Below are 21,983 nucleotides of genomic sequence, written 5' to 3' on the forward strand. Positions count from 1 at the left end.
ACTTGCGGCTAACTTGACGAAGCCCGATTTTGCGTTTGGAGCGGATTGCGCTTTGCTGATAAAGTCTTACAACTGATTTGCAGCGCGATATGACGGAAATGTGAATTTCGTCGGCGACCCGGTTCCTGAGCCCTCGAGGATAACCGGAAATGTCGGTAGTATTAGCCAGCGCTGAGTTTTGTTGAATTTCACGGTCCTGCCGTCGCGTAAGGCCGTCTGCTCCGACGACTTGAAATCGGTGTTTCGAAACTCCACTTTCAGTCTCGAGAAATGAATATGCCGGACGCCCCCAAGACGTTCGGCAAAGTGTCCCGAAAGGGACCATGGAAAGGAAATGATATGACGAACATCACGTCTGCGGCATCTGGCGGTACCTATCCGGTACTTCCCCTGCGCGACATTGTCGTTTTCCCGCATATGATCGTTCCCCTGTTCGTCGGGCGGGAAAAATCCATCCGTGCGCTCGAGGAAGTCATGGGCTCCGACAAGCAGATCATGCTTGTTACCCAGATCAACGCCAGCGACGACGATCCGGCGCCTGAAGCCATCCACAAGGTCGGCACGGTCGCCAATGTCCTGCAGCTTCTGAAGCTTCCCGACGGCACCGTGAAGGTGCTGGTGGAAGGCAAGGGCCGCGCCCAGATCGACAGCTACACCGGTCGCGAGGATTTCTACGAAGCCTCGGCCACGCCTTTGCAGGAGCCTGCCGAAGATCCGGTCGAGATCGAGGCGCTCTCGCGTTCGGTCGTTTCGGAATTCGAGAGCTATGTGAAGCTCAACAAGAAGATTTCGCCCGAGGTTGTCGGCGCTGCCGGTCAGATCGATGATTACTCGAAGCTCGCCGACACGGTCGCTTCGCACCTGTCGATCAAGATCACCGAAAAGCAGGAAATGCTGGAAACCGTCAGCGTGAAGCAGCGGCTTGAAAAAGCGCTTGGCTTCATGGAAGGCGAGATTTCCGTTCTTCAGGTCGAAAAGCGCATCCGCTCGCGCGTAAAGCGCCAGATGGAGAAGACCCAGCGCGAATATTACCTGAACGAGCAGATGAAGGCGATCCAGAAGGAGCTCGGCGACGGCGAGGACGGCCGTGACGAGATGGCCGAGCTGGAAGAGCGCATCGCCAAGACAAAGCTTTCCAAGGAGGCCAAGGAAAAGGCCGAAGCGGAAATGAAGAAGCTGCGCCAGATGAGCCCGATGTCCGCGGAAGCGACTGTCGTGCGCAACTATCTGGACTGGCTGCTTGGTCTGCCCTGGGGCAAGAAGTCCAAGATCAAGGCGGACCTCAACAATGCCGAGAAGATCCTGGATCAGGACCATTTCGGTCTGGACAAGGTCAAGGAGCGTATCGTCGAGTATCTGGCCGTGCAGGCCCGCGCGACGAAGATCCGTGGCCCGATCCTGTGCCTCGTCGGCCCGCCCGGCGTCGGCAAGACCTCGCTCGCCAAGTCGATCGCCAAGGCGACCGGCCGCGAGTATGTGCGCATGGCGCTGGGTGGCGTTCGTGACGAAGCGGAAATCCGCGGTCACCGCCGCACCTATATCGGCTCCATGCCGGGCAAGATCGTCCAGTCGATGAAGAAGGCCAAGAAGGCAAACCCGCTCTTCCTGCTCGACGAAATCGACAAGATGGGCATGGATTTCCGTGGCGATCCGTCGTCGGCGCTGCTCGAGGTTCTCGATCCGGAACAGAACTCCACCTTCATGGATCACTACCTGGAAGTGGAATACGACCTGTCCGACGTGATGTTCGTGACCACGGCCAACACGCTGAACATTCCCGGCCCGCTGATGGACCGTATGGAAGTGATCCGCATCGCCGGTTACACGGAAGACGAAAAGCGCGAAATCGCAAAGCGTCACCTGCTGCCCAAGGCGATCAAGGAACATGCCCTGCGTCCGGAAGAATTCTCGGTCACCGATGATGCCCTGATGGTTGTCATCCAGCAGTACACCCGCGAGGCGGGCGTGCGCAGCTTCGAACGCGAGCTGATGAAGCTGGCGCGGAAGGCTGTCACCGAGATCATCAAGGGCAAGGTCAAGTCCGTTGAGGTTACCGCAGCAAACGTTCCGGATTATCTGGGCGTTCCGCGGTTCCGCCACGGCGAGGCTGAGCGCGAGGATCAGGTCGGTGTCGTCACGGGTCTGGCCTGGACGGAAGTCGGCGGTGAGCTGCTCACCATCGAAGGCGTGATGATGCCGGGCAAGGGCCGCATGACGGTTACCGGCAACCTCAAGGAAGTGATGAAGGAATCCATTTCGGCGGCGGCATCCTATGTCCGTTCGCGCGCCGTGGACTTCGGCATCGAGCCGCCGCGCTTCGACAAGAGCGACATCCACGTGCACGTTCCGGAAGGGGCAACCCCGAAGGACGGTCCGTCCGCCGGTGTCGCCATGGCAACCGCGATCGTCTCCATCATGACCGGTATTCCGGTCTCGAAGGACGTGGCGATGACAGGCGAGATCACGCTTCGTGGTCGCGTTCTGCCGATCGGTGGCCTGAAGGAAAAGCTGCTTGCAGCGCTTCGCGGCGGCATCAAGAAGGTGCTGATCCCGGAAGAAAACGCCAAGGATCTGGCGGAGATTCCGGATAATGTGAAGAACGAGATGGAAATCATTCCGGTGTCGCGCATGGGCGAGGTTATCAAGCACGCCCTCATTCGCCAGCCGGAGCCCATCGAGTGGGATGGCAGCATCGAGACGCCGGTGATCGCAACGGTCGAAGGCGTTGATGACGGCAGCCAGACCATCGCGCATTGAGACGCGTCGTCGCGAGGGCCGGAATCGGTGCTCGCGACAGGTCCTGCGTAGATTCAATGCGTTAGGCTTCACGACGAAGGTACGGCTTCAGGTCGGCGCAAGTGATGCGAAATTGGCACGATTATGGGGAAGGCCGGCAGAAATGTCGGCCTTTTTTGTGAAAAAAACCGCAGACCCCTTGTTTTTCAGGCGATTCCAGCGCTTTTGAGTTGCTGCGCGCGGATACGAACGTATTCTGCGCCGGCTTAATTTGAGTCGTTTCAAACCATTGAAAGGGGTGGAAACATGAACAAGAACGAGCTCGTCTCTGCTGTTGCCGAAAAGGCTGGTCTCACGAAGGCAGATGCTGCTTCCGCTGTTGATGCCGTATTCGAAACCGTACAGAGCGAACTGAAGAACGGTGGCGATATCCGCCTCGCCGGCTTTGGCAGCTTCTCCGTCAGCCGTCGTGAAGCCTCCAAGGGCCGTAACCCTTCCACGGGTGCTGAAGTCGATATCCCGGCTCGCAACGTTCCGAAGTTCTCCGCAGGCAAGGGCCTGAAGGACGCCGTCAACTCGTAAGGTTTCCGGAAAGCCGTAACGCCCGCGGCGGGCGGCGGCTTTTCAGGTTCACGAGGAAGCATGTTTTGACGCGCTCACGCCATCAACCGGTCTAAGGAGCGTGCCTTTCGAAAGTTCTTTCGAGCGGCGCCGTTTATGCCGAATGGTATGGAATGAAAGTCGGGCGTGCCTGTGTAGCCTCCATCCGGACACACGGCGTTTCGATATACGGAATATGCGCATAAACACGAAAGCCCGGCCTTTGCGGCCGGGCTTTTTGATTCCGGGCCATGAAGTGTCATGCCACTGTCATGTCCGTGACGCAGAAGCCTTGGGATATTTCTGAACCCAAGGGGGATAAAATGGCGTTCCGATTTTCTCAGATGGCCTTGACCGCGGCTCTGCTTACATCTGCAGCCTTTCCGGCGGCCGCAGAGCCGGTTTTTAACCGCATTGCTTCTTTCCCGGTAGCGAAGAACCTGCCCGCGGACAAGGACGCCAAGTCCGTGACCTCGGCTGAAATCATCACCGCCAGCGAAGACGGCAAGACGCTGATCTATTCGGACAGCCCGCTCGGCGGCATCGGCTTCATCGACATCACCGATGCCAAGGCTCCCAAGGCCGGCGGCGCATTGCTGCTGGAAGGTGAGCCGACCTCCGTTGCCGTTGCCGGTCTCAAGGTTCTCGCCGGCGTCAATACCTCGGAAAACCGCGCCAAGCCCTCCGGCAAGCTCGTGACTGTCGATATCGCTGCCAAGAAGATCGAAGCGAGCTGTGATCTCGGCGGTCAACCGGATTCAGTCGCGGTGTCTCCGGATAAAACCTTTGCCGCCATCGCTATCGAAAACGAACGTGATGAAGAGGTGAACGAAGGCGCTCTGCCGCAGATGCCAGCCGGTTATCTCGTCACTGTCGGCCTGAAGGACAGCGTTGCCGACTGCGCGACGCTGAAGAAGATCGACGTCACCGGTCTCGCCGAGATTTCCCCTGAAGATCCGGAACCGGAATTCGTCTCGATCAATGCCAATGGCGAGATCGCGCTGACGCTGCAGGAAAACAACCATATAGTCATCATCGACGGCAAGACCGGCACGGTGAAGACGCATTTCTCTGCCGGCACCGTCAATCTGGAAGGCATCGACACCAAGACCGATGGCCAGCTGAAATTCACCGACAAGCAGGAAGGCCGCAAGCGCGAACCTGACGCCGTCAAGTGGTTGGACAATGACCGTATCGTCATCGCCAATGAAGGCGACTGGCAGGGCGGTGCACGCGGCTTCACCATTTTCGACAAGACTGGCAAGCTTCTTTATGAGGCTGGCGCTTCGCTCGAGCACGCGGTAGCGGCCATTGGCCATTATCCGGAAAAGCGCTCCAAGGCAAAGGGCATAGAGCCGGAAGGCCTCGAAACGGCGACCTTCGATGGCCAGAAGTACTTCTTCGTCCTCGCCGAGCGCGCCTCGATTGCCGCTGTTTATAAGGATACCGGCGCAGAGCCGCAGCTCACGCAGCTCCTGCCTTCGGGCATTTCGCCGGAAGGCGCTGTCGCCATCCCCGCGCGCAACCTCTTCGTCACGGCCAATGAGGCTGATCTGGTGGAAGACGGCGGCGCCCGCTCGCATGTCATGATCTACGAACGTGCCGAAGGCGAGCCGGCCTATCCGCAACTGGTTTCCGCCACTGTCGATGGTGCGCCTATCGGCTGGGGCGCTCTTTCGGGTCTGGTAGGCGATGCCGAGAAGCCAGGCATCCTCTATGCCGTGTCCGACTCGGTCTATGGTAACCAGCCGTCAATCTACACCATCGACGCGACCAAGAAGCCCGCCACCATCACCAACGTGCTGCGTGTCAAGCGCGACGGCATTGCGGCGCAGAAACTCGACATCGAAGGCATCACGCTGGATGGCAAGGGAGGGTTCTGGCTGGCCTCCGAAGGCGACAGCGCCAAGCTTGTTCCGCATGCGCTCTACAACGTCAATGCCAAGGGCGAAATCAAGGCCGAAATCGCCTTGCCAAAGGAACTGCTCGCCGGCGATACCCGCTTCGGTTTCGAAGGCGTTACCATGATCGGCAAGGGCGATGACGCGACGCTGTGGATGGCCGTGCAGCGCGAATGGGGCACGGACGAGAAGGGCTTCGTCAAGCTCGTCTCCTATTATCCGAAGTCCAAGGAATGGGGCGCCGTGCGCTACCCGCTCGATAAGACCGAAGCCGGTTGGGTCGGCCTGTCCGAAATCACCGCACAGGGCGACAATGTCTATATCGTCGAGCGCGACAACCAGATTGGTGACAAAGCCAAGATCAAGAAGCTCTACCGCGTGGCGATTGCTGACCTGAAGCCGGGCAAGATCGGTGGCGAATTGCCGCTGGTCACCAAGCAGGAAGCCCATGACTTCCTGCCGGACCTCAAGGCCCAGACCAACGGCTATGTCGTCGACAAGCTGGAAGGCTTCACCTTCGACAAGGCGGGAACGGCCTATGCCGTGACAGATAATGACGGCGTCGATGATTCTTCCGGCGAGACGCTGTTCTTCAAGGTCGAGATGAAGGCGATCAACTGATTGCACACGACAGCGCCGCAACGGAAAAAGCCGGGCATAGCCCGGCTTTTTTAATGCGGTATGGGTCTGAATGCCGGGCGTTTATACGATACGTCATATGCAAGCCCTCAAAAGGCATTGCCGCTTCGCATCGGTGATCGAAAGTTCTCTCCGGAGGTCGTCCGGGATAATGGTGCGATCCCAGCGCCCGGATCACCGCCCCATGGAATTCTTGTTTTTGGAAATATCTGGTTTCTCCGAATCCTGCTGGACCCAGCGGAAAAAAATGTAAACAGGCAGCGCAATAAGCGCGAGTGTAACAAACGCGTCGAGTGACATGGTTTCATCCATCAGTTCTACCGCTCATCATGAAACGGCCTGAAAACAATGCCCGAAATCTCTTTAAAAATTCTAAATCTGCTTATTTTTCGGTATGTTGCGGGGTGAAACAGGGATGGCTGCGGCTGTGCGAATCTGAAACGAAAGTCCCGGTTTGGCACGACGCGGCAACTGGGAAATGTGATTCTACACCGCAGTAGCGCGCGACCATGGCCCCTTCCATGCCACCGAGGGCAGGGGCTGCGCATCGAAGCCAAGCATACATGGTGAAGCGCAACCGCATACGGTTCAAACCGCAATCGGCAAGGGTTCTTTAAATCACTGTGAGAAGGAATGGTGGGCGATGAGAGACTCGAACTCCCGACATCCTCGGTGTAAACGAGGCGCTCTACCAACTGAGCTAATCGCCCTTCGCGTCTTGCGGATCATGTCCGCCGCGTCGGTGGCCGTGATGTATTCGGATCGGAAAAAAACCGCAAGGGCTTTTGTGAAGTTTTTTTGTTTTTTTTCGGGGAGGTTTTTCCCTCCGCCGAAGGGGAGGGGTAAAAAGCCGGGAACTGCGGGCTTTTTGGTAAATTCAGAAACCAATGACGTCATGACGGCCCCGTAGAAATGACGTTGATAAAGCGGCTGGCTGTGGACAAGTTTTTTGTTTTCGTTGGGAAAAGCCCGCAAAACAGGGCATTTGCCGGAGCGTCGATAAAAGGCCCCAGGGTTTTTCCTGATCAAAATAAAAAAGCTTATTCTTTTGTCGTGAAACCTGCTTGACACCCCCGCACGAACGCCGTAGTTAGCCGCTCAACGAACAGCCGAGGCTGGTTCGTACGGCGGAACCAAGGTTCTGTCGGTCAGGATAAGCGGGTGTAGCTCAGTTGGTTAGAGTGCCGGCCTGTCACGCCGGAGGTCGCGGGTTCGAGCCCCGTCACTCGCGCCATCCTGTTCCTCGGAAAAAACGCAGATGAATGTCTGTGGAGCGCGGGTGTAGCTCAGTCGGTTAGAGTGCCGGCCTGTCACGCCGGAGGTCGCGGGTTCGAGCCCCGTCACTCGCGCCATTTCTCCTTCTTGAAATGTCTCCATCTGAACAATCGATGCGCGGTCTGCGCGGCTTTGTCTTCAGCGATTCAGGTCTCTGATTCCGGCCGTTTTCCGCGGGATTTTTCCTGCTTTTATTAGTCAAGTTTCGATTTCCCGATATCGTCACTTCGCCAACGTTTGGGCGTAAAAATCGTGTGACTTTTTTGCGGTTGCTTCCTTCAATCGATTATTATTGTATTTGAGGGGCTTAGGTCGGAAATGTGGCCCAAATTTGCGTCAATTCCGGCAATATTGTTGCCAATCAATGCGGCAGGTGTCTTGAAATGGTGCCTAAACTCTTGCAGAGAGGGCGCGGCTGCGCTAACCACTTTGGCGTTGCAACATATTTGTCCGCTCTTTGAGACTAAGGTCACAAAGGCAGGCCCGGCACCCGGCCGGGCAGGGAAGAGACCATGACTGAACTCCTCAGTTCCTACATTCCGATCGCAATATTCATCGGTATCGCTCTTGTCATCGGCCTGGCGCTTCTGATCGCGCCTTTCGCTGTCGCTTACAAGGCGCCGGACCCGGAAAAGCTCTCTGCTTTCGAGTGCGGTTTCAACGCCTTCGACGATGCCCGCATGAAGTTCGATATCCGCTTTTATCTGGTGTCGATTCTGTTCATCATCTTTGACCTCGAAGTCGCGTTCCTGTTCCCATGGGCGGTGTCTTTCGGTGAGATGGGCTGGTTCGGTTTCTGGTCGATGATGGTGTTCCTCCTCGTTCTCACCATCGGCTTTATCTATGAGTGGAAGAAGGGAGCGCTGGAATGGGCATGAGCCAGAACAACGGCACGCTCGTCACGCCGCAGCCGAAGGGGATCATCGATCCCTCCACCGGCAAGCCGGTTGGCAGCAACGATGCCTACTTCACGGAAATCAACGACGAGCTGGCCGATAAGGGCTTCCTCGTCACCTCGACCGACGAACTGATCACCTGGGCCCGTACCGGCTCGCTGATGTGGATGCAGTTCGGTCTCGCCTGCTGCGCCGTCGAAGGACTGATGCAGGCTTCCGGTCCGCGTTACGACATGGAGCGCTTCGGTGTCGCCCCGCGCGCCTCGCCGCGCCAGTCGGACGTGATGATCGTCGCTGGCACGCTGACCAACAAGATGGCTCCGGCTCTGCGTAAGGTCTATGACCAAATGCCTGAGCCGCGTTACGTCATCTCCATGGGTTCCTGCGCCAATGGCGGCGGTTATTACCATTATTCCTACGCCGTCGTGCGCGGCTGCGATCGCGTCGTGCCGGTGGATATCTACGTTCCGGGCTGTCCCCCCACGGCCGAAGCGCTGCTTTACGGCGTGCTTCTGCTGCAGAAAAAGATCCGGCGTACCGGTACGATCGAGCGCTAAGGGCAAAGGACGGATTTAGAATGAGCGAAGCTCTCAACGATCTTGCTGCTTACGTTAAGGAAGCGCGCGGTTCACTCGTGGTGTCGGCCGATATCGCCTATGGCGAGCTGACGCTGAACACGACGCCTGAAAGCGTAATCGCGCTTCTGACCTTCCTGCGCGACGATGTGCAGTGCGGATTCGTCAATATCATCGATATCTGCGGCGTTGACTGGCCGCAGCGCGAAAAGCGTTTCGATGTCGTTTATCACCTGCTGTCGCCGCGCCAGAATCTGCGCGTCCGCGTCAAGCTGCAGGTGGAGGAGGACGAGGGCGTTCCTTCTGCGACCTCCGTCTACATGGGTGCGGAGTGGTTCGAGCGTGAAGCCTGGGACATGTATGGCATTCCGTTTGAGGGCCACGCGGACCTTCGCCGCATCCTCACCGATTACGGTTTCGAAGGCCACCCGCTGCGCAAGGATTTCCCGGTTACCGGCTTTGTTGAAGTGCGTTACGATGACGTTCTGAAGCGCGTGCTTTATGAGCCGGTCGAGCTGAAGCAGGAATTCCGTAACTTCGACTTCCTTTCCCCTTGGGAAGGGACCGATTACGTTCTTCCTGGCGACGAAAAGGCCAAGCAATGAGCCAGGTCTCCGCGACAGAGCATGGGCAATGTCTTTGCGGCGCCGTCGGCCTTGAGGCCGTCATCGGCGCCCGCGAATTCGGCGTTTGCCATTGCTCCATGTGCCGCCGCTGGTCCGGCGGCGCGTTTCTGGCCGTCGAATGCGCTGATATCTCCGTCGAAAACGAAGAGAGCCTCGGCGTCTATTCCTCGTCGGAGTGGGGCGAGCGCTGCTTCTGCAAGAATTGCGGCAGCACGCTGATGTGGCGTTCCAAGGATGGCAAGCATTTTGCCGTGTCGCTGCAGGCTTTTGACAACCCTTCCAGTTTCAGGTTCGCGTCGCAGATTTTCACGGATGAAAAGCCTTCGAGCTATTCCTTCGCTGAGATCACGCAGAACATGACCGGCCCCGAATTCATCGCCATGATCACCTCGGCGGAGCACTAGAATGACTGAGCATAACGTCCGCAACTTCACGATCAACTTCGGTCCGGAACATCCCTCCGCGCACGGCGTGCTGCGTCTGGTTCTGGAACTGGACGGCGAAATCGTCGAGCGCGTTGATCCGCATATCGGTCTTCTGCATCGCGGAACCGAAAAGCTGATCGAGACGAAGACCTATCTGCAGGCCGTTCCTTACTTCGATCGTCTCGACTACGTCGCGCCGATGAACCAGGAGCACGCTTTCGCGCTCGCCGTCGAAAAGCTGCTCGGCCTCGAGATCCCGATGCGCGGCCAGCTGATCCGCGTTCTCTATTCGGAAATCGGCCGCATCCTCTCGCACATCATGAACGTGACCACGCAGGCCATGGACGTGGGCGCGATGACGCCGCCGGTCTGGGGCTTCGAAGAGCGCGAGAAGCTGATGGTGTTTTATGAGCGCGCCTGTGGCGCGCGCATGCACTCGGCCTATTTCCGCCCGGGCGGCGTTCACCAGGACCTGCCGCCGGAACTGGTTGACGATATCGGCAAGTGGTGCGATCCCTTCATCACCGTCCTCGACAATATCGAGGGCCTCCTGACGGATAACCGCATCTATAAGCAGCGTAACGTCGATATCGGCGTCGTCTCGCTGGAAGATGCCTTTGCCTGGGGCTTTACGGGCGTGATGGTGCGTGGTTCCGGCGCTGCCTGGGATTTGCGTCGTTCGCAGCCTTATGAGTGCTATTCCGATCTGGAATTCGACATCCCTGTTGGCAAGAACGGCGACTGCTATGATCGTTACCTGATCCGCATGCAGGAAATGCGCGAATCCGTGAAGATCATGAAGCAGTGCGTCGAGCTTTTGTCCGGCAAGCACCGCATCGGCCCGGTCTCCTCGCTGGATGGCAAGGTGGTTCCGCCCAAGCGCGGTGAGATGAAGCGTTCGATGGAAGCGCTGATCCACCACTTCAAGCTCTACACCGAAGGTTACCACGTTCCCGCTGGCGAAGTTTACGCCGCCGTCGAAGCGCCAAAGGGCGAGTTCGGCGTTTATGTGGTTGCCGATGGTTCCAACAAGCCTTACCGCTGCAAGATCCGCGCTCCGGGCTATGCCCATCTGCAGGCCATGGATTTTCTGTGCAAGGGCCATCAGCTTGCCGACGTTACAGCCGTGCTCGGCTCTCTCGACATCGTGTTCGGGGAGGTCGACCGCTGATGCGTCTGCCGCTGGCCATTCCGGCTTTTCTCGCAGCGATGTCCACCCCCCTTTTCGCCCAGACGGCGACGGACGAGGGCGGTGTATCGTTGGCGAGCGGCGGCTCCTCGACCATCAAGCAGCTTCTGTCGTCGGGATACGAGATCAAGGCCTCGGTTCCCAATGGCAGCAAGTTCATCGTGTTCATGCAAAAAGACAAGGCGGCTTATGCCTGCGAATTCGTCACGGTGGCGAGATCGCGGTGTGAGACGTTAAACTGAAAAGGCGTGAGGAAGTATGTCCGTTCGTCGACTAGCCGAAGATCAGTTCCAGCCCGTGGCATTTGCCTTCAACGCGGAAAACACCGCATGGGCTGAAAAGACGATCAAGAAATATCCCGAGGGGCGCCAGCAATCAGCGGTCATCCCGCTGCTCATGCGTGCCCAGGAGCAGGATGGCTGGGTTACCCGCGCCGCCATTGAAAAAGTCGCAGACATGCTGGACATGGCCTATATCCGTGTTCTTGAGGTCGCGACCTTCTATACGCAGTTCCAGCTGAAGCCGGTCGGCACGCGTGCCCACGTTCAGGTCTGCGGCACCACGCCCTGCATGCTGCGCGGCTCCGAAGCGCTGATGGATGTCTGCCGCAAGAAGATCCATCACGATCCGCTGCACACCAATGAGAGCGGCACGCTTTCCTGGGAAGAGGTGGAATGTCAGGGCGCCTGCGTCAACGCGCCGATGGTCATCATCTTCAAGGATGCCTATGAAGACCTGACGCCCGAGCGTCTGGAAGAGATCATCGATGCTTTCGAGGCAGGCAAGGGCGACACCGTCAAGACCGGCCCCCAGATCGACCGTCACCAGTCCGTGCCCGTTGGCGGCCTGACGACCCTGACGGAAGAGATCAAGCCTGACCGTTCCAATCTCGACAAGCCGGCTGAAGTGCCAGCGGATGCCGCACAGGTTCCGCCGTCCAACGCCGCCAAGCCGAAGACGGATGCGCCGGAAACCGATCCGAAGCTGAAGACGCCGGCCAACGAGCCCAAGGCTGCTGCTGAAAACGCAAAGGCTGGCGAAAAGGAATCGGTCGGCAAGGAAGCGGCAGCATCAAAGCCGTCGCTGGATTCCGCGGATCGTCCGGCAGGCATCGAAAAGCCAGCTGCCCCTGATGACCTGAAGCTCATTTCCGGCGTCGGCCCCAAGATTGAGGGTACGCTGAACGAGCTCGGCATCTTCACCTATGCGCAGATCGCCGGCTGGAAGCAGGCCGAATGCGACTGGGTCGATGGATATCTGAATTTCAAGGGCCGTATCGGCCGTGATGACTGGGTCAAGCAGGCCGAGGCGCTCGCCAAGGGTGGCGAAGCCGAGTATATCAGGGTCTTCGGCAAGAAGCCGCGGTAAGAGGTGAAGCATGTTAAAAGATCAGGATCGCATCTTTACCAATCTCTACGGCCTCAAGGACAAGTCCCTGAAAGGCGTGCTGGCGCGCGGCCACTGGGACGGCACCAAGCAGATCATCGAAAAGGGCCGTGACTGGATCATCAACGAGATGAAGGCTTCGGGCCTTCGCGGTCGCGGCGGCGCTGGCTTCCCGACGGGTCTCAAGTGGTCCTTCATGCCGAAGGAAAATGACGGCCGTCCTCATTATCTCGTCGTTAACGCCGATGAATCCGAGCCCGGCACCTGCAAGGACCGCGAAATCCTGCGCAACGATCCGCATACGCTGATCGAAGGCTGCGTGATCGCCGGTTTCGCCATGGGCGCGCACACCGCTTACATCTATGTTCGCGGCGAATATATGCGCGAACGTGAGGCTCTTCAGGCGGCCATCGACGAATGTTACGATGCCGGTCTGCTCGGCGGTAACAACAAGAATGGCTGGGATTTCGACATCTACGTGCATCACGGCGCGGGCGCCTATATCTGCGGCGAAGAGACGGCACTGCTCGAAAGCCTTGAAGGCAAAAAGGGCCAGCCGCGTCTGAAGCCGCCGTTCCCGGCCAATATGGGTCTTTACGGCTGCCCGACGACCGTCAACAACGTTGAATCGATCGCGGTTGCCCCGACCATTCTGCGCCGCGGCGCTGCCTGGTTCTCGTCCATCGGCCGTCCCAACAACGTCGGCACCAAGCTGTTCATGGTCTCCGGCCATGTCGAACGTCCCTGCACCTTCGAAGACGCGCTCGGCCTGTCCTTCCGCGAACTGATCGAACACCATTGCGGTGGCATTCGTGGCGGCTGGGACAATCTGCTCGGCGTCATCCCCGGCGGCGCTTCCTGCCCCATCGTTCGCGGTGAGGACATGAAGGACGCCATCATGGATTTCGACGGCATGCGCGAAGTGAAATCCTCCTTCGGCACCGGAGGCATGATCGTCATGGACAAGTCCACCGACGTCATCAAGGCGATCGCTCGCATCGCGGCCTTCTTCAAGCACGAAAGCTGCGGCCAGTGCACGCCGTGCCGTGAAGGCACGGGCTGGATGTGGCGCGTGCTGGAGCGCATGGTCAAGGGCAATGCGCAGAAGCGCGAAATCGACATGCTGTTCGAAGTGACGAAGCAGATCGAAGGCCACACCATCTGTGCGCTCGGCGACGCCGCAGCATGGCCGGTACAGGCGCTGATCCGCAATTTCCGTCCGGAAATCGAAAAGCGCATCGACCAATATACCTACAGGGCCATGGATGATGGCGCTGTTCTGGAAGCCGCTGAATAAGCGTTGAGGCTTCGAGCGGAGCCGGAATTTCCGGCCTCGCGACACCATGAAGCGCCTGGCAGATGATTAAGAGTGCCGGGCGTGATTAAGGATTTGTTGCGGACCGTGTGAGACATGGGACGAACAGGCAACAGGACGTAAGTAGAACCATGGCAAAGCTCAAGGTTGACGGTAAAGAGATCGAGGTTCCGGATCATTTCACGCTGTTGCAGGCGTGCGAGGAGGCTGGTGCCGAAGTTCCGCGCTTTTGTTTTCATGAGCGCTTGTCGGTCGCGGGTAACTGCCGCATGTGTCTCATCGAGGTGAAGGGCGGACCGCCGAAGCCGGCCGCTTCCTGCGCCATGGGCGTGCGCGACGTTCGCGGCGGCCCGAACGGCGAATTGCCTGAGGTTTTCACCAACACGCCGATGGTCAAGAAGGCACGCGAAGGCGTGATGGAATTCCTGCTCATCAACCACCCGCTGGATTGCCCGATCTGCGACCAGGGCGGCGAATGCGACCTGCAGGACCAGGCCATGGCCTTCGGTATCGCCGGTTCCCGTTATGCGGAAAACAAGCGCGCGGTTGAAGACAAATATATCGGACCGCTCGTCAAGACGGTCATGAACCGCTGCATCCACTGCACGCGCTGCGTCCGTTTCACCACGGAAGTGGCTGGCATTGCTGAACTCGGCCTCATCGGCCGTGGCGAAGATGCTGAAATCACCACCTATCTCGAGCAGGCGATGACCTCGGAGCTGCAGGGCAACGTCGTTGACCTTTGCCCCGTCGGCGCGCTCACCTCCAAGCCTTTCGCCTTCACGGCCCGTCCGTGGGAACTGAACAAGACCGAAACCATCGACGTGATGGATGCGCTCGGTTCGGCCATCCGCGTCGATACCCGCGGCCGCGAAGTCATGCGTGTCATGCCGCGTGTCAACGAGGCCATCAACGAAGAGTGGATTTCCGACAAGAGCCGCTTCATCTGGGATGGCCTGAAGACTCAGCGCCTCGACCGGCCTTACGTCCGCAAGGATGGCCGCCTGCAGCCCGCAACCTGGGGCGAAGCCTTCGGTGCGATCAAGCAGGCTGTTGCCGCAACGTCCGGCAACAAGATCGGTGCGATCGCCGGCGATCTGTCGTCCGTCGAAGAAATGTTCGCGCTGAAGTCGCTTCTCGCGTCGCTCGGCTCGGCCAATGTTGATTGCCGCCAGGATGGCGCAGCGCTTGACCCGTCTCTCGGCCGCGCCAGCTACCTGTTCAATTCCACCATCGAAGGTATCGAACAGGCGGACGCCCTGCTGATCGTCGGCTCCAACCCGCGTTACGAAGCAGCTGTCCTCAACGCCCGCATCCGCAAGCGCTGGCGTCGCGGCGGTTTCCCGATCGGTGTGATCGGTGAAGCCGGTGAGCTGCGTTACAATTACGAATATCTCGGCTCGGGCGCTGAAACACTGTCCGATCTCGCCAATGGTTCGCACAGCTTCGTTGACAAGCTGAAGTCCGCCAAGAATCCGCTGATCATCATCGGTCAGGGCGCATTGTCCCGTGCTGATGGCGCTGCCGTTCTTGCCGCTGCTGCCAAGCTCGCGACCTCCGTCGGCGCTGTCACCGAAGAGTGGAATGGCTTCTCGGTCCTGCACACTGCCGCTGCCCGCGTTGGTGGTCTCGATATCGGCTTCGTGCCGGGTGAGGGCGGTGTTGCTGCAGCCGACATGGTCGCCTCGATGGATGTTCTCTTCTTGCTCGCCGCCGATGAACTCGACCTGTCGAACAAGGGTGCGAAGTTCACCGTCTATATTGGCAGCCATGGCGATCAGGGTGCAATGAACGCCGACGTCATCCTTCCGGGTGCGGCCTATACCGAGAAGTCCGGTATCTGGGTCAACACCGAAGGCCGCGTTCAGCTTGGCAACCGTGCCGGTTTCGCACCGGGCGAGGCCCGCGAAGACTGGGCGATCCTGCGTGCGCTGTCCGACGTCCTCGGCAAGAAGCTGCCGTTCGATTCGCTGTCTGCCCTGCGCGGCCAGCTCTACGTCGCGCATCCGCATCTCGCTGAGACCGATGAGATCGTTGCCGGCAAGGCTTCGGATATCGAGGCTCTGGCTGCTAAAACCGGCTCGCTCGTGAAGTCGGCGTTTGCTTCGCCGGTAAAAGACTTTTATTTGACGAACCCGATTGCGCGCGCCTCTGCCGTCATGGCCGAGTGCTCCGCATTGGCCCGCAACAATTTCCAGGCTGCGGCAGAGTAAGGGTAGGGGATTATGGAATCGTTTTTCTGGAGCTACGTCTGGCCCGCGCTGATCATGGTCGGCCAGTCCCTGCTGCTTCTCGTTTGCCTTCTGGTGGCCATCGCCTTCCTGCTGCTTGCTGACCGCAAGGTCTGGGCGGCCGTACAGCTGCGCCGTGGTCCGAACGTCGTTGGTCCCTTCGGTCTTTTCCAGTCCTTCGCTGACCTCTTGAAGTTCATCCTGAAGGAGCCCGTCATTCCGGCCGGCGCCAACAAGGCGGTCTTCCTGCTGGCGCCGCTGGTTGCCGTGACGCTGGCGCTCGCCACCTATGCCGTCATTCCCTTCAATGAAGGCTGGGTCGTCGCCAATATCAATGTCGGCATTCTCTACATCTTCGCGATCTCGTCGCTTGAAGTGTACGGCATCATCATGGGCGGCTGGGCTTCGAACTCGAAATATCCGTTCCTCGGCGCGCTGCGTTCGGCGGCACAGATGGTGTCCTACGAAGTCTCGATCGGTCTCGTCATCGTCACCGTTCTGCTTTGCGTTGGTTCGCTGAACCTCACTGATATCGTTCTGGCGCAGCGTACCGGCCTCGGCACCATGCTCGGCCTGCCGGCATCGTTCCTTGACTGGCACTGGCTGTCGCTGTTCCCGATGTTCATCGTGTTCTTCATTTCGGGTCTCGCCGAAACCAACCGTCCGCCCTTCGACCTTCCGGAAGCGGAATCGGAACTGGTTGCCGGTCACATGGTGGAATATGGCTCCACGCCGTACATGATGTTCATGCTCGGTGAATATGCTGCGATCGTTCTGATCTGCTGCCTGACGACCATCCTGTTCCTTGGCGGCTGGCTGCCGATCGTCGATGTATGGTTCCTGAACTGGGTGCCGGGCATCGTCTGGTTCGCCATCAAGGGCTGCATGGTCTTCTTCATGTTCGCTCTGGTGAAGGCCTTCGTTCCGCGTTACCGCTATGACCAGCTCATGCGCCTTGGCTGGAAGGTGTTCCTGCCGCTGTCGCTCGCCATGGTCGTTATTGTTGCATTCGTATTGAAGCTGACGGGGTGGGCCGGTTGATGTCTGAACTCCTCGCTCAAAGATCTGGAGACTGAGATGGCAAGCCTCTCCCAAGCCGTCAACTCGCTGTTCCTCAAGGAATTCGTCGGCGCGATCTTCCTGACCATGCGTCACTTCTTCAAGCAGAAGGCGACGATCAACTATCCTTTCGAGAAGGGTCCGGTCTCGCCCCGCTTCCGTGGTGAACATGCTCTGCGCCGCTACCCGAACGGTGAAGAACGCTGCATCGCCTGCAAGCTGTGTGAAGCGATCTGTCCTGCTCAGGCGATCACCATCGAAGCCGGCCCGCGTCGCAACGACGGCACCCGCCGCACGGTGCGTTACGATATCGACATGGTGAAGTGCATCTATTGCGGCTTCTGCCAGGAAGCCTGCCCGGTGGACGCCATCGTCGAGGGCCCGAACTTCGAATTCGCGACGGAAACCCGCGAAGAGCTTTATTTCGACAAGCAGAAGCTTCTCGACAATGGCGACCGCTGGGAGCGTGAAATCGCGCGCAACCTCGCACTGGATGCACCTTACCGTTAAGGTGCAACCGTCTTTCCGGGGAGCAACCCCGGAGAGCGATGAAAAGTAAAATGCCTGCGCGGTTTTCGCCGGCGGGGACGAAACGGGCGAGGGGGCTTCCGGCCATTTCTCCCGATGAGGACAAGAAGGCACCAAAATGGGTCTGCACGCTGTATTCTTTTATATATTCGCTTTCGTCGCCGTGGCGTCTGCGTTCATGGTCATCGCATCGAAGAACCCTGTTCATTCGGTGCTGTTTCTGATCCTGACCTTCTTCAACGCAGCTGCGCTGTTCCTGCTGACGGGAGCCGAATTCCTCGGCATGATCCTGCTGGTGGTTTATGTCGGCGCCGTGGCGGTGCTCTTCCTCTTCGTCGTCATGATGCTGGATGTGGATTTCGCCGAGCTTCGCTCCGGCGTGCTGCAATATGCGCCTGTTGGCGCGCTGATCGGCGTCATTCTTGCGGCTGAGCTGATCGTCGTCGTGGGCGGCAGCGTGCTCAACCCGCAGGCGGCCAAGTCCATCACCATGCCGATCCCGCCGGTTGCCGAACGCACCAATACGGCCGCGCTCGGTGACGTGCTTTATACCAATTACGTCTACTTCTTCCAGCTCGCCGGCCTCGTGCTGCTGGTGGCCATGATCGGCGCCATCGTGCTGACGCTGCGTCATCGCACCGACATCAAGCGGCAGGACATTGCCACGCAGGTCGGCCGTGACCCCAAGACCGCGGTTACCACGGTCAAGGTCAAGCCGGGCCAGGGCATCTGAGGCGCGAACGGATCCAAGGAAACAGAATATGGAAATCGGTCTTTCCCACTACCTGACGGTCAGCGCGATCCTCTTTACGATCGGCGTCTTCGGCATCTTCCTCAACCGGAAGAACGTCATCGTCATCCTGATGTCGATCGAACTCATTTTGCTCGCGGTCAACATCAACATGGTGGCCTTCTCGGCATTCCTGAACGATATCGTCGGCCAGGTCTTCGCCCTGTTCATTCTGACCGTTGCAGCCGCTGAAGCGGCGATCGGTCTTGCAATACTCGTTGTCTTCTACCGCAACCGCGGATCGATCGCCGTGGAAGACGTCAATATGATGAAGGGCTGATAAGGCTATGATCTACAAGGCTATCGTCTTTCTTCCACTGATCGGCTTCCTGATTGCGGGCCTCTTCGGCCGCTCCATCGGCGCCAAGGCATCGGAATATGTCACCACCGGTCTGATGATCGTGGTTGCAATCCTGTCGTGGATCGTGTTCTTCAACGTCGCACTCGCCCATGGCGAGCCGGGCGAGGTGATCAAGGTCACCGTGCTGCGCTGGATCCAGTCGGGCGGTATCGACGTCGAATGGGCGTTCCGCATCGACACGCTGACGGCCGTCATGTTCGTCGTGGTCAACACCGTCTCGACGCTGGTGCACCTCTATTCGATCGGATACATGCACCACGATCCGCATCGTCCGCGCTTCTTTGCCTATCTCTCGCTTTTCACCTTCGCCATGCTGATGCTGGTGACTTCCGACAACCTGCTGCAGATGTTCTTCGGCTGGGAAGGCGTGGGTCTGGCGTCCTATCTGCTGATCGGCTTCTGGTTCAAGAAGCCGTCCGCATCGGCTGCCGCGATGAAGGCCTTCATCGTCAACCGCGTCGGTGACTTCGGCTTCATCCTCGGCATCTCCGGCGTTTTCGTGCTGTTCGGCTCGATCAACTTCGAAACCATCTTTGCTGCCGCCGGCACTTATCTGCCGGCTGAGGGCGCTGCCTCGACCGAAACCGTCATCAACCTGTTCGGCATGCAGCTGGACAAGGCCAATGCGATGACGGGCGTCTGCCTGCTGCTCTTCATGGGCGCCATGGGTAAGTCGGCGCAGTTCCTGCTGCACACCTGGCTGCCGGACGCGATGGAAGGCCCAACCCCGGTTTCGGCGCTTATTCATGCCGCAACCATGGTCACCGCCGGTGTCTTTCTCGTCGCCCGCATGTCGCCGCTGTTTGAACTCTCGCATGATGCCTTGACCGTCGTGACGCTGATCGGCGCGATCACCGCCTTCTTCGCGGCGACCGTCGGTCTGGTGCAGAACGACATCAAGCGCGTTATCGCCTATTCGACCTGCTCGCAGCTCGGTTACATGTTCGTGGCGCTTGGCGTCGGTGCTTACGGCGCTGCCGTGTTCCACCTCTTCACGCACGCCTTCTTCAAGGCCCTGCTGTTCTTGTGCGCCGGCTCTGTGATCCACGCCGTCGATGGCGAGCAGGACATGCGTTACATGGGCGGTCTGCGCAAGCACATCCCCATCACCTTCTGGACCATGACTGTCGGCACGCTGGCGCTGACCGGCGTTGGTATCCCGGGAACGATGATCGGTTTTGCCGGCTTCTTCTCGAAGGACGTCATCATCGAATCCGCTTATGCCTCGCATTCGGTTCTGTCCGGTTTCGCCTTCACGCTGCTGGTCATCGCCGCGCTGTTCACCAGCTTCTACTCTTGGCGTCTCGCCTTCATGACCTTCTTCGGCAAGCCGCGTGCATCTGCCGACGTCATGCACCATGTGCATGAATCGCCGATGGTCATGCTGATCCCGCTCTTCATCCTCACCGTTGGCGCGATCTTCGCCGGCGTTGCCTTCGAAGGTTACTTCTTCGGCCACGAATATGCCGAATTCTGGAAGGGCGCTCTCTTCACGCTCCCGGAAAACGAGATCCTCGAAGAGTTCCACCATGTTCCGCTGTGGGTGAAGTGGAGCCCGTTCTTCGCAATGGCGCTTGGTTTCGTGACCGCCTGGTACATGTACATCAAGTCGCCTGAGACGCCGAAGCGTCTGGCCGAGACCCATCGTGGCCTCTACCAGTTCCTTCTCAACAAGTGGTATTTCGACGAACTCTATGACTTCCTCTTCGTTCGTTCCGCGAAGGCGCTCGGCCGCTTCCTGTGGAAGAAGGGCGACGTCGCCGTCATCGACCACTATGGACCCAACGGCATTGCAGCGCGTGTGGTTGACGTGACCAACCGCATGGTCCGCCTGCAATCCGGTTACCTCTATCATTATGCCTTTGCGATGCTGATCGGCATCGCGGCGCTTGTCACCTGGATGATGCTCGGGAGTGCCCTCTGATGACCGATTGGCCCATTCTTTCAACGGTCACCTTTCTGCCGCTCGTCGGCGTGGTGCTCCTGCTTCTGACGAATGAGAACGGCCCCTATGGTCGCCGCAACATTCTCAATGTCTCGCTGCTGACGACCGTTTTCACTTTTATCGTGTCGCTGTTCATCTGGATCGGTTTCGACAATTCGAACCCCGGCTTCCAGATGGTCGAGAAGCATGAATGGTTCGGCAACATCGCCGCCTATCATCTCGGCGTCGATGGCATCTCCATGCTCTTCGTTATCCTCACCACTTTCCTCATGCCTTTCTGCGTGCTGGCAAGCTGGGATTCGGTCGAGAAGCGCATCAAGGAATACATGATCGCCTTCCTGCTGCTGGAAGTTGTCATGATCGGCGTCTTCGTGGCGCTGGATACCGTTCTCTTCTACGTCTTCTTCGAAGCGACGCTGATCCCGATGTTCATCATCATCGGCGTGTGGGGCGGCAAGGATCGCGTTTACGCCTCCTACAAGTTCTTCCTCTACACGCTGCTTGGCTCGGTTCTGACCATGCTCGCGATCATGGCCATGTACTGGCAGGCCGGCACGACCGATATGACGGAATTGCTGAAATACGGCTTCCCGGCCGGCATGCAGACCTGGCTGTGGCTCGCCTGTTTTGCCGCCTTCTCGGTCAAGATGCCGATGTGGCCGGTGCACACCTGGCTGCCGGATGCCCACGTTCAGGCCCCGACCGCAGGTTCGGTCATTCTGGCTGGCGTCATGCTGAAGCTCGGCGGTTACGGTTTCATCCGCTTCTCGCTGTCGATGTTCCCGCTGGCGTCGGACTATTTCGCACCTTTCGTCTTTACGCTGTCGGTTCTCGCCATCATCTACACCTCGCTGGTGGCGATGATGCAGGACGACATCAAGAAGCTGATTGCCTACTCGTCTGTTGCCCACATGGGTTACGTCACCATGGGTATCTTCGCCGCCAACGTTCAGGGCGTGCAGGGCGCGATCTTCCAGATGCTGTCGCACGGTATCGTCTCGGGCGCGCTCTTCCTCTGCGTCGGCGTTGTTTATGACCGTCTGCATACCCGCGAAATCGCGGCCTATGGCGGTCTCGTCAACAACATGCCGAAATATGCGGTCGCCTTCATGATCTTCACCATGGCCAATGTCGGTCTGCCCGGCACGTCCGGCTTCATCGGTGAATTCCTGACGCTGGTCGGTGTCTTCCGCGCCAACACGCTGGTTGCGCTGTTTGCCGCCACCGGTGTCATTCTCTCGGCTGCTTATGCGCTGTGGCTTTATCGCCGCGTGATCTTCGGTGCGCTGGAGAAGGAAAGCCTGAAGAGCCTGCTCGATCTCTCGACCCGCGAAAAGGTCATCCTTTATCCGCTGGTTGTGCTGACCATCTTCTTCGGCGTCTATCCGGCTCCGGTGTTCGATGCGACAGCCGCATCGGTCGATCTTCTGGTAAACAACTATACGGCTGCATTGCAGGCGGCGCAAAATGTTGCGCTCACTATGAATTGACGACAGGACCCGTTGG

General features: G+C 58.7%; 18 protein-coding genes and 3 tRNA genes. 20 read left to right on the forward strand and 1 reads right to left on the reverse strand.

Going from position 1 to position 21,983, the window contains the following annotated elements; all coding sequences use genetic code 11:
* Positions 1–339: 339 nt before the first annotated feature.
* The 3 genes from lon to K7A42_RS19490 all read left to right on the forward strand — a co-directional run bounded on the left by lon (position 340) and on the right by K7A42_RS19490 (position 5,858).
* The gene (gene lon / locus K7A42_RS19480) at positions 340–2,757 is read left to right on the forward strand and encodes an endopeptidase La (RefSeq protein WP_004441301.1); all 2,418 of its coding nucleotides are present in this window, start codon (positions 340–342) and stop codon (positions 2,755–2,757) included.
* A 285-nt stretch (positions 2,758–3,042) separates the two neighbouring features.
* Positions 3,043–3,318, forward strand: coding sequence for a DNA-binding protein HupB (gene hupB / locus K7A42_RS19485; RefSeq protein ID WP_003502360.1), 276 nt, complete (start codon positions 3,043–3,045; stop codon positions 3,316–3,318).
* A gap of 341 nt (positions 3,319–3,659) precedes the next feature.
* Positions 3,660–5,858, forward strand: a complete 2,199-nt coding sequence (locus tag K7A42_RS19490; RefSeq protein WP_282455726.1) for an esterase-like activity of phytase family protein — start codon at positions 3,660–3,662, stop codon at positions 5,856–5,858.
* A 652-nt stretch (positions 5,859–6,510) separates the two neighbouring features.
* Here K7A42_RS19490 and K7A42_RS19495 read toward each other — a convergent pair.
* Positions 6,511–6,586, reverse strand: a tRNA-Val gene (locus tag K7A42_RS19495).
* A gap of 447 nt (positions 6,587–7,033) precedes the next feature.
* Between K7A42_RS19495 and K7A42_RS19500 the strand changes: the two genes are divergently transcribed.
* From K7A42_RS19500 to K7A42_RS19580, 17 genes are all read left to right on the forward strand, one after another.
* Positions 7,034–7,110, forward strand: a tRNA-Asp gene (locus K7A42_RS19500).
* Positions 7,111–7,151: 41 nt separating this feature from the next.
* A tRNA-Asp gene (locus K7A42_RS19505) sits at positions 7,152–7,228 on the forward strand.
* A gap of 435 nt (positions 7,229–7,663) precedes the next feature.
* Positions 7,664–8,029 (forward strand): NADH-quinone oxidoreductase subunit A, encoded by a 366-nt coding sequence (locus tag K7A42_RS19510; protein ID WP_003496469.1) that lies wholly within the window; start codon positions 7,664–7,666, stop codon positions 8,027–8,029.
* Positions 8,020–8,604, forward strand: coding sequence for a NuoB/complex I 20 kDa subunit family protein (locus K7A42_RS19515; RefSeq protein WP_282455727.1), 585 nt, complete (start codon positions 8,020–8,022; stop codon positions 8,602–8,604). The genes K7A42_RS19510 and K7A42_RS19515 overlap by 10 nt, the downstream gene beginning before the upstream one ends.
* Before the next feature lie 20 nt (positions 8,605–8,624).
* Positions 8,625–9,227 (forward strand): NADH-quinone oxidoreductase subunit C, encoded by a 603-nt coding sequence (locus K7A42_RS19520; RefSeq protein WP_004441311.1) that lies wholly within the window; start codon positions 8,625–8,627, stop codon positions 9,225–9,227.
* Positions 9,224–9,652 (forward strand): GFA family protein, encoded by a 429-nt coding sequence (locus K7A42_RS19525; RefSeq protein ID WP_004441314.1) that lies wholly within the window; start codon positions 9,224–9,226, stop codon positions 9,650–9,652. Before K7A42_RS19520 ends, K7A42_RS19525 begins: the two co-directional genes overlap by 4 nt.
* Position 9,653: 1 nt before the next feature.
* Positions 9,654–10,844: an NADH-quinone oxidoreductase subunit D gene (locus tag K7A42_RS19530; protein ID WP_004441317.1), complete on the forward strand. Its 1,191-nt coding sequence runs from the start codon at positions 9,654–9,656 to the stop codon at positions 10,842–10,844.
* A complete protein-coding gene (locus tag K7A42_RS19535) occupies positions 10,844–11,104 on the forward strand; it encodes a hypothetical protein (RefSeq protein WP_282455728.1) in 261 nt (86 codons plus the stop codon). Before K7A42_RS19530 ends, K7A42_RS19535 begins: the two co-directional genes overlap by 1 nt.
* Positions 11,105–11,120: 16 nt before the next feature.
* A complete protein-coding gene (locus tag K7A42_RS19540; protein WP_004441319.1) occupies positions 11,121–12,230 on the forward strand; it encodes an NADH-quinone oxidoreductase subunit E in 1,110 nt (369 codons plus the stop codon).
* A 10-nt stretch (positions 12,231–12,240) separates the two neighbouring features.
* A complete protein-coding gene (gene nuoF, locus K7A42_RS19545) occupies positions 12,241–13,545 on the forward strand; it encodes an NADH-quinone oxidoreductase subunit NuoF (protein WP_004441321.1) in 1,305 nt (434 codons plus the stop codon).
* 149 nt (positions 13,546–13,694) lie between these two features.
* Positions 13,695–15,776 carry an NADH-quinone oxidoreductase subunit NuoG gene (gene nuoG / locus K7A42_RS19550; RefSeq protein ID WP_282455729.1) on the forward strand — a complete coding sequence of 694 codons (2,082 nt, stop codon included), beginning with the start codon at positions 13,695–13,697 and terminating at the stop codon, positions 15,774–15,776.
* Positions 15,777–15,788: 12 nt separating this feature from the next.
* Positions 15,789–16,835 (forward strand): NADH-quinone oxidoreductase subunit NuoH, encoded by a 1,047-nt coding sequence (nuoH, locus tag K7A42_RS19555; protein ID WP_004441324.1) that lies wholly within the window; start codon positions 15,789–15,791, stop codon positions 16,833–16,835.
* Positions 16,836–16,871: 36 nt separating this feature from the next.
* A complete protein-coding gene (nuoI, locus tag K7A42_RS19560; protein ID WP_004441327.1) occupies positions 16,872–17,363 on the forward strand; it encodes an NADH-quinone oxidoreductase subunit NuoI in 492 nt (163 codons plus the stop codon).
* 136 nt (positions 17,364–17,499) lie between these two features.
* Complete coding sequence (locus K7A42_RS19565) at positions 17,500–18,114, forward strand: NADH-quinone oxidoreductase subunit J (RefSeq protein ID WP_004441329.1); 615 nt, start codon at positions 17,500–17,502, stop codon at positions 18,112–18,114.
* A gap of 28 nt (positions 18,115–18,142) precedes the next feature.
* On the forward strand, positions 18,143–18,451 hold the full coding sequence (nuoK, locus tag K7A42_RS19570) for an NADH-quinone oxidoreductase subunit NuoK (protein WP_003521516.1): 309 nt from the start codon (positions 18,143–18,145) through the stop codon (positions 18,449–18,451).
* 7 nt (positions 18,452–18,458) lie between these two features.
* Positions 18,459–20,456 carry an NADH-quinone oxidoreductase subunit L gene (gene nuoL, locus K7A42_RS19575; RefSeq protein ID WP_004441331.1) on the forward strand — a complete coding sequence of 666 codons (1,998 nt, stop codon included), beginning with the start codon at positions 18,459–18,461 and terminating at the stop codon, positions 20,454–20,456.
* The gene (locus tag K7A42_RS19580; RefSeq protein ID WP_004441333.1) at positions 20,456–21,967 is read left to right on the forward strand and encodes an NADH-quinone oxidoreductase subunit M; all 1,512 of its coding nucleotides are present in this window, start codon (positions 20,456–20,458) and stop codon (positions 21,965–21,967) included. The genes nuoL and K7A42_RS19580 overlap by 1 nt, the downstream gene beginning before the upstream one ends.
* The last annotated feature ends 16 nt before the right edge of the window (positions 21,968–21,983 follow it).

It is taken from the genome of Agrobacterium sp. InxBP2, from assembly GCF_026191755.1.
Classification (GTDB): domain Bacteria; phylum Pseudomonadota; class Alphaproteobacteria; order Rhizobiales; family Rhizobiaceae; genus Agrobacterium; species Agrobacterium pusense.